Genomic DNA, 6,284 nt, shown 5'->3' on the forward strand with positions numbered 1-6,284 from the left:
CGATATAGCGAGAAGAATATCTTCCCCCGTCACCTACGGTGACGGTAAAAACCTCCGACCTGAACCGCTGCGACACTGCTGCTCCTACATGGAAGACATAGGCGCGGCATGATGGTCGGATGCCGGCAGTAGAGGCGTGGTTTCTGGGTGGACCGGTCGACGGGAGACTGATGCCAGTGGAGGTCACCGCGGACGGCAGCCCGCCGGCGGTGATGAAGCTGCCCCAGACCGGTCTCTACGCCGGGACGCGCGATACCCCGGCGCCCACGACCGAGCACATCTACGTCCTCGCCGGCAAGCTTGCCGACCTAGAGGTTTACCAGTACCGGCAGGCCGGCGGGGAGACGACCGACTGATAGCCAAGTTCCGCGGAATCGTTGTTCCGCGGTGTCCAACCTGCCCGTCGCCACCGAGGGTCGCCCAGCTACGACCTCAGCGAACGCCCCCTGCGCCGCATTGCCGGCGGTTGGTCGCGCAGCGCCCGGGTCAGCTCCACCGGTGCCGTCCGGACATACTCCGCCACCGCGCCCATGCGCCGTTGGTAAGTCCCCCGCGCCGACAGCGATGCCATCGCGGGGCAGCGGCGGGTCCGCTCACCGTCTACTGTCCTCGCCCATGCAAACCGAACCGATAGTGATAGACAGAGTCAACGGGCCCGTGGCGGTCGAGGTGAAGGCGCTGGGCAGCCCGCGGGTCCTGGTGGGCGGTATCGCGGAGACCGGCCGCCGGAACGTCTTCGAACTGCCCGCGGTGGGCGGCGGGACGGTCCGCGCCAAGGTGAAGAGCAACCTCGTCGACCCGTACCCGGTCATCGAGATCGACGGGGTGAAACACCGGACCGGCCCGGAGACGCCGGCCGTGCTCCGGATCCTGATTTTTCTCCCGTTTCTCCTTGTGCTCGCAGGCGGGCTGATCGGCGGTCTCTTCGGCGGGGTCGGCTTCGCCATCAACCATTCGATCGCCCGTACTGATCGATCGGCCGGGGCGAAGGCGGCCCTGATGATCCTCGTGACGCTGGGCGTGTGCTTGGCATACCTGGTCCTGGCCGGCACCGTCCTGACGGCCTAGGACCAGCCGGCATGCCCCGGCGGGCGTCTCCGGCGGAGGACCGCACCCCCCGGACCCCGGACGCCCGCCGCTACGGACTCGCGGCAAGGAAGGCGAACGCCGCGAGCAGCACCAAATGCACCCCGGCCTGGAGGACGCCCTCCGACTCCGCGGTCAGCACACCGTTCAGGCGGTGAGCGCGAGCAGCGTCAGCTGCGAAGGCCCTTGGGAATCTACGGATCTGTGAGTGTCACTCGGGCGGTTCTGGGTGGACTGCCGCCAGGATCGGTGCTGGCGTACCGGGTGACTCGCTACGGATCTGGCCGCGTGTGCGTGCCCTTCTTCTGACCTGTCCCCGGTCGCCGGTACCGGCCTGGCCCACCTTGTGGGCCTGATCAGAAGCATCGCAGCGCCCTGACGGACACGGTTCTGGCCGGTCTGGCCCACCGTGAACTGCCCGCCACCGCCAGCCGCGACCAGGTCGTGCGTCAAGCCGAGATCCAGCGGCTCACGCTCGGGCTGCAGCAGGCCCGGCAGCAGCTTGATGTTAACCGCAAACAACTGCTGGCCATCGTCGATGACATCGCGTCCGTCTGCCACGCCGATACGGTGTCGGACCGGTCAGCGCCGCCCAGGCCGTCGCAGGTAAGGGCGGCGCCACCTCCCGCGTGCCGCTGTTGGCGCTGGCCGGATCGTGCTTGTCATAGCTGCCGACCGCGCGGTCCTCGGGCGGGTTAGTAGCGGCCGAGGTTCTCGCTGGGCGCCATCACGATGCGTGGAGAGGCGGCCGGGTTCAACCACTTCAGAACCTGGAGCAGGTTGGACTGTGTCAACGAGACACAGCCGGCGGTACCGCCGCTCCCGTTGACGTGCAGGAAGATGCCGCTGCCGCGGGCCGGGGTGGCTGCCCTTACCGGGATGTTGTAGTTGATGACGGCGAAGTAGTTGTACTGCGGCACGATCTGCCACAGCGCCTCGCTGTTGCCGCCCGGGTCCGTGCCGTGCACGAAGCTGTTGTACGTGGGCGAGCTGGGATTCTCATCCCACCAGTCGTTCACCACCAGGCGGTGGTAGCTGTACCTGACGCCCGGGCTGGCGAGCGCGCCGTACATGGTGGACCCGATGCTGTAGACGCCCGTGGGTGTGGTGGGGACGCCCTCCACATGGCTGTCGCTGAAACCCTTGGTGCCGATCCGTGCGCTCATCACCCCGAACTTGGCCCGCCACACGCCGTTGACCTTTTCGAACGTCTCCAAGGACGCGAAGCTCGTACCGTAGCCGCTGCTGTGTACGACGATGATCTGGCCAGTGCTGGCCGGAATGGTGCGTAGCCGGGAGGCGATGTTGCTCGCCGCAGCCGGCGTTGCAGCCCTGCTGGTCGGCACGTGCGACGGCGACCGGCTAAGCGACAGCTTCGCGGACCGGCTCGCCGAAGGCGACGGGGACCGGCTCGCTGATGGGGACAGGCTCGCCGACGGCGATGCGGAAAGACCTGAGGAGTCGGTCGGCCCGGGGGTGGCGGTCACCGAGGTATCGACCGGAGCCGACCCGGTGTCCACCGTGCCGTTCCGGCCAGGATCTGCGCAGGAGGTCAGCCCGAGGCCGCCGAGCAGCGCCACCGCGATGGCACCGCAAACAGCTCGCCTGAACGGCGTTCGCATTTCTACTCCTCCGGTGGTTCATGATCTCCGCCACCGACGTAGGGAGCAGCGCACCCAGGCTAAGCAGGCCCATCCGGTACAACAAGGCATCGCGACGGGCGATAAAGGTGATGATTGTCAGTGCAGTGCGACGGCGTGTCGACGTAACGAACACGTCATCGGGCGCGCTCCCGGCGCACGGCATGGAAGCCCTTCGAAGGCGGGCGGGGCCGAGGGATTGTCAAACGAATAGCGCTGGCAGCGCAGCGGTGGTGACCCGCGTCCACGTGGCGGATTCGAGCAGTCGTCGCAACGGTGACGATCGTTAGCGTGCCAGAGCCGTATGGAAGACCTCGTCCGGGGTGCGCCAGCCGAGGATTCTGCGGGGCCGGTTGTTGAGGCGTTGCTCGACGGCACGGAGATCGGCTGCGGTGTGCTGGGACAGGTCGGTGCGTTTGGGGAAGTACTGGCGCAGCAGCCCGTTGGTGTTCTCGTTGGTGCCGCGCTGCCAGGGCCGGCCGGGATGGGCGAAGAACACCCCGTCGCGCAGCATTGGAGCGATCTGCTGGTGGTAGGCCATCTCCGCGCCCTGGTCCCAGGTGAGGGTGAGACGGACCGACTCCGGTAGTTCAGCCAGCATGGCGAGCAGTGCGTCGCGGACGGCCTCGGCGGTGCGGTCGACGGGCAGGTGGACCAGCCGCAGGTAGCGGCTGGTGCGATCGACCAGGGTGGCGATCGCGGACTGGTTCTGCCGGCCGACGATGAGGTCACCCTCCCAGTCACCGACACGAGTGCGGCCCAGAGCGGCCGCCGGTCGGTGCTCGATCAGCAGCCCGGGGGCGACGAACCGACAGCGACGCTGATCCGGGCGGCGGCGCCGCTTCCTCAACGGCCGGCCGGTGCGCAGCCGGCGGGTGAGCTGGCGACTGAGCCCGCTCTTGCCGCCGCAGTAAAGAGCCTGGTAGATCGTCTCGTGACAGACATGCCACGACCGCTGGTCGGGATAGGCCTGCCGAAGCCACGCGGAGATCTGCTGCGGGCTCCAATCCTCCTCCAGCTTGGCCTGGACAACGGCGCGCAGGCCGGCGTCGGCGAGCAGCCGCCCGCCCCGCGGCCCTCGGGCCCGCTGCCGGGCTCGCGCGTGGGCCAGGTCGCCGTCATAGACGCCGCGGTCGTGCGGACGAACGTTGCGGCGCAACTCCCGGCTCACCGTCGACGGTGCGCGGCCCAGCTGTTCCGCGATCGCCCGGATCGTCAAGCCCTGCCTGCGCAGGGTGGCGATCCGCTGCCGCTCCAACAGCGACAGGTACCGGCCCGACCGGACGTCGTCCGCCAACCAGACCGGTGGCACACCGCCGTTCTCGGCCCGCCACCGGTAGCCGGTCTTGCGACCGATCCCAACGATGCGACACGCCTCGAACGTCCCCAACCCGGACTGCAGCAGCCGCCAATACTCCGTCTCCAACTCGAGCCGGCGCTTGCGCCCTCGTCGTCCCATCAACACGCCTCACATGATCAGGTGTGTTGCGACAAGTACTGGAACCCGCCCGGAACCACGGGGTCAGTTTTCAGGCGGAGCCGACAGGGCCCAGCCTACCTGCCAGCGGGTGCCCAGGAGTACCAGGAGTACCTGCTTGTACTCACGGGTGCCAGCCGCCTACTGCTCCGACCAGCGGAGCACACATGGAGCACACCGATGCCAGCCGGACCGACCCGCGCCAACCGCTGCCCGGCCGTGACCGCGGCTGCCCATCGGTAACCACGACTCACCGAGCGCATTCCGAGCACGGCAGAGATCATCCGACACACCGACAATCGTTCCGCTGGTTCAGCATCGGGTCGGTGTCCGGTCACCCTGCTACCAGCGGATACGGAGCATCGGACTACGGATCTGTGAGTGGGGGTTGTCAAGGGGTTCGGTGGTGGGTGGTGATGGTGCGGTAGAGCTGTCGGGCGATGTAGCGCTTGAGTTCCCTGAGTCAAGTCATGGTGGAGAAGGCGTGAGCGGCGCGGTGCTGTGCGGGGTTGTAGGGCGTGTTGGTGTGCCAGCAGGCCCAGATGACGCGTAGCCATGCGCGGGCGACGATGCGGACGGCGTGGGGGTTGCGTTTGCCGCGTGCTCGGGCGTCGGCGTAGAGCTTTGCGGCCCAGGGTGATTGCAGGCGGGCATTGTGCGCGAAGGCAGTGATGGCGGTGCGGGCTCGGGTGTTGGCTGCCCAGCGGAAGTAGACCCCGCGGACCTTGCCGGATGCTTTGGTCACCGGTGTGGTGCCGCATTCCGCAGCGGCCTGCTCGGCGGTGTCGACGCGCATGAGGATCGGTCCGACCTCGGCAAGGAGTTGTGCCAGGTTGATCTGACCAACGCCGGGTAGGGCGGCGAGAAGTTGGGCTCGTGGGTGCACCGCGGTGAGTTCCTTGATCAGCTTCTCGAGGTCGGCGATGGTGGCCTGCAGAGCTCGCAGCAGCTGCACCTGGGCGTGGATCATCGCGGTGAGAGTGGTTGCGGGCAGGGCTGCCGGAGTTGTGGGTGCGTTGCGTAGCCGCTGGAGCAGCTCGACTGCTGTCTTGCCACCTCGGTAGGAGTTGCGGCGCAAGAAGCCAGCCATCCGGACCTCGCCCAGGCGGCGGGCGGCCTCCGGCGTGGGGTAATCGGTGAGGAACGCCAATGCGATGGGAGAGGCCAGGGACTGGAAGAGCTTTCGGGGTCCGGGCCAGTGCGCGTCCAGCAATGCGGCGAGCTGGTTGGTGGCGGTGGTGCGGGCACGGACGTGGTCTTCCCGTAGCCGGGTGAGACTTTGCAGTTCGCTCAGCCCGTGGTCGGCCGGTTGCAGCCGGCGCAGCCGGTGACCGTCGGTGCGGAGGTAGTCGGCGAGCTTGTAGCTGTCGCCGGGGTCGGACTTGGCGCCGGAGGCGCCCCAGCGGGGACGAGCAGCGTGAAACGCGGTGGGATGCACGGGGAAGACGGGATGCCCTGCGGCAAGCAGCCGATCGACGACGAGCCCGTCAGGGCGTTCGATGATCACCGGTAGTTCAGCGGGGTTGCCGTGGCGAGCGAGCCGGTCGAGTGCTGCAATCAGGGCCTGTTCGGTGTGAGGTAGCGCCCACCGGTCAATGATTGCGCCTCGGTTGTCCAGCACAGTGACGTCGTGGGTCGTGCTGGCCCAGTCCCAGCCGATAAACATCGTCGGTGCGTCCTTCAGCTTCCCGCAGTTGGCTCCGAGGCTGACGAGGCCCCACCGTGCCGGATTCTCATTGTTCGGCCCTCGCTGGGGTGTGTCCCTAGACGCCGGTCCGGAGGCCTCGGCGTGTCAGGGGCGGCCGAACTCAAACTGGCCGTCAAGGGGCGCGGCAACGAAGCCGTCCCCCGACACTCACCGAGGAGCCACGACCCCTTGGTGGAATCGCAGAACCGATACTCCCCCAATGAGGCAGCGGGTGATTTCTCTGGTGGTGCGGCCTTCGGCGCGGCGTCGGGTGATGTAGTCGCGGGTTTCGGGGTGGGTGCGGCGGCGGGTCAGGGCGATGGTGTGTAGGGCGCTGTTGAGGGTTCTGTCGCCGCCGCGGTTGAGGCGGTGTCGGTCGGTGCGGCCGCTGGCC

General features: G+C 67.9%; 7 protein-coding genes. 2 read left to right on the plus strand and 5 right to left on the minus strand.

Translation table 11 applies throughout. From position 1 onward, the window contains the following. Positions 1-119 precede the first annotated feature (119 nt). Both ACIBR0_RS28230 and ACIBR0_RS28235 read left to right on the plus strand, forming a co-directional pair. Positions 120-356, plus strand: coding sequence for a hypothetical protein (locus ACIBR0_RS28230; protein ID WP_396720661.1), 237 nt, complete (start codon positions 120-122; stop codon positions 354-356). A gap of 301 nt (positions 357-657) precedes the next feature. Beyond that, positions 658-1,068, plus strand: a complete 411-nt coding sequence (locus tag ACIBR0_RS28235; protein WP_396720664.1) for a hypothetical protein — start codon at positions 658-660, stop codon at positions 1,066-1,068. A 165-nt stretch (positions 1,069-1,233) separates the two neighbouring features. On the opposite strand, the gene ACIBR0_RS28240 is transcribed toward ACIBR0_RS28235, so the two are convergent. From ACIBR0_RS28240 to ACIBR0_RS28260, 5 genes are all read right to left on the minus strand, one after another. Then, complete coding sequence (locus ACIBR0_RS28240) at positions 1,234-1,647, minus strand: hypothetical protein (RefSeq protein ID WP_396720667.1); 414 nt, start codon at positions 1,645-1,647, stop codon at positions 1,234-1,236. Between the two features lie 134 nt (positions 1,648-1,781). Further along, entirely contained in the window at positions 1,782-2,708 is a 927-nt protein-coding gene (locus tag ACIBR0_RS28245) for a L,D-transpeptidase (RefSeq protein WP_396720669.1), read from the minus strand. A 304-nt stretch (positions 2,709-3,012) separates the two neighbouring features. Next, a complete protein-coding gene (locus ACIBR0_RS28250; RefSeq protein WP_396720678.1) occupies positions 3,013-4,038 on the minus strand; it encodes an IS30 family transposase in 1,026 nt (341 codons plus the stop codon). 628 nt (positions 4,039-4,666) lie between these two features. After that, positions 4,667-5,869, minus strand: coding sequence for an IS110 family transposase (locus tag ACIBR0_RS28255; RefSeq protein ID WP_396720672.1), 1,203 nt, complete (start codon positions 5,867-5,869; stop codon positions 4,667-4,669). 189 nt (positions 5,870-6,058) lie between these two features. Further along, the coding region (locus tag ACIBR0_RS28260; protein WP_396720675.1) for a transposase at positions 6,059-6,284 on the minus strand (226 nt) is incomplete at its 5' end.

This window comes from Micromonospora sp. NPDC049497, assembly GCF_044465805.1.
Lineage (GTDB): Bacteria > Actinomycetota > Actinomycetes > Mycobacteriales > Micromonosporaceae > Micromonospora.